The sequence below is a fragment of the Butyricicoccus sp. genome (genome assembly GCF_050872565.1).
Lineage (GTDB): Bacteria > Bacillota > Clostridia > Oscillospirales > Butyricicoccaceae > Butyricicoccus_A.
In genome coordinates, this window is sequence record NZ_JBNMHC010000380.1 from 1 (window position 1) to 2,006 (window position 2,006).

The 2,006-nt window shown below is 49.3% G+C and carries 1 protein-coding gene; it reads right to left on the reverse strand.

Features of this window, described 5'->3' with window-relative positions; translation table 11 throughout:
* Window positions 1–191: 191 nt before the first annotated feature.
* A partial coding sequence (locus tag ACR0P9_RS11595; RefSeq protein ID WP_432620311.1) for a BglG family transcription antiterminator occupies window positions 192–2,006 on the reverse strand: 1,815 nt, incomplete at its 5' end.

A 2,006-nucleotide genomic window follows, 5' to 3' on the forward strand; every position in this document is an offset into this window, starting at 1 on the left:
AAAAATCTCTTCCTACGTTGGCATTACCCAAATCAGGTCAAGGGTCAAGGCGGTTGCCTACTCTCAGCCGGTTTACACAAGCTCCCCTGTTTCGTTCAATTTATTATATTATCTTTATTTCTTTCCGTCAAGAACTGATTGTATTTTGCAAGAAAAAACTGTTGCCCTTGAGCAACAGCTTCTCTCTTGTATTATTCCGGCAAATGCTGCCGCACGATATTGGCATAGCACTGCGCGACATCGCGCTCCAAACGCTGCACAAAGGCAGCACTTTCTCCGTGCTGCATATCCTGCAAATACGCTCTGCCGTGCAGTATTGCCGCACATGCCCAATGCATCAAGTATGCCGCTGCACCAGTAGTATCTCTCTCCGGCACGAGCAGGAGCAAACATCCCTCGATTTGCCGCTGGTCTTCGTCGGTATACGGCATTTTGAGCTGCAAATATCCCATGCGGCAATGCTGTGTGTATTCCGTCGTGCAGCAAACAATCAACCGATGATACGGCTGCAAATAGCTGTCCGATTGATACATCTGATACAGCAGCTGTTGCTCCAGCTGATTCGCAGCAATATCCTCTGCAATCATCATGTGCGCTGCATAGTATGCCAAATCCTCTATCTTTTGAATGCTCGGAATTTGATGCCACGGAATATTCTGCGTCAAACGGAGCATTTCATCACTAAATCGCGCGACAAACGCAATATCCTTTCTCTGTGTGATCGGACGTTCTTCCGGCTGATACTCCTGCTTGCGCTGGATTGCCATGGTAAGTGATGCATCAATGCGCGTAAAATCTCTTCGATTGAGCAGCGGACTAACACGTACCATCGGATAAGATATAGGCAAATCAATGGTAGAAATGATCAAATCCACGCCATCTCGGCGCAATTGTCGGGTATCAATATTGACTGCACTGACAATCCGATGCACGATAATCTGCGGAAACCGACGCGTAATTTCTGCCGCCAAATGGCTGGCTCCACTGATTCCAACCGGGCACACCACGACAGCCGAAATATTCTGTGCCTGTTCCTGCATTCTCTCCATCGCCGCGCCCAAATGCATCGCGATATACGCGCACTCCTCCGGTGGAATTGTCTCTACATGGAGAATTTCTTTGAACACTTCACAAGCATTGCGCGTCGCAGCATACAATTCTGGATAGGTATCTATGATTTCCTGCATCAGGGGATTTTCAATCGGACTGCCCAATCGCAGGCGACTGCATGTTGCCTGTAAATGCGCATATAATCCTTCTAGCAGCTGTTCATCCGCCGAAAAATCCAAATGCAGTTCGCGCTGTGCCGCACCAATGATGCGCTGTGCCAAATACAGCCGATGTACTTCCCCTGTCATCAGTTCTGCTGTTTGCTCCGGCATCACATCGCTGTTTGCAAAATACATCGCCAAAAAGCCGATTTCTGCGCTGTCTACTACAATCCTACTGTGTTCTTGCAGCATATCTGCCACGTGTTCAGCCATGGCATATTCCGGCAGCCGCTGCAATCGTTCCATCTCTTCTCGATCCAAACGCAGCGGATGCCCCTGCCGAACGCGCCAAAGCATCAGTCCTGCACAAAGATAGACACGCAAAAATCCTTCATCTGTCAGATAAATCTCCTGATAGGCTTGTGCCCGCCGAAGAATCGACAGCAATCCAAGCTGCTCTTCTTTGGAAAGGACACGGAACAGCAGCGGCGGTGTATTATGTTCTGGCGCGGAAAAATACGTCATAACAGCGTCTGCATGAAATGCAGCGATGTGTTCAATGCGTGCGATGCGCCAATTTTTTTCCGACCCTTCTATATATAGCCCAACACCGGTCTGTACATGCAGGCAGATCTGATAGCGTGACAGCCAGTCGCGGATCCATGGCAGCTGCTTTTCCACGGCATCTCTCGAACAACGCAGACGATCACTGAGCTGTTCTATCGACAAGACCTGCTGTGTATCCAGCAGCATTTCTAGCAATTCTGCCCGCTGAGGCAAATGCTGCGCGTGATC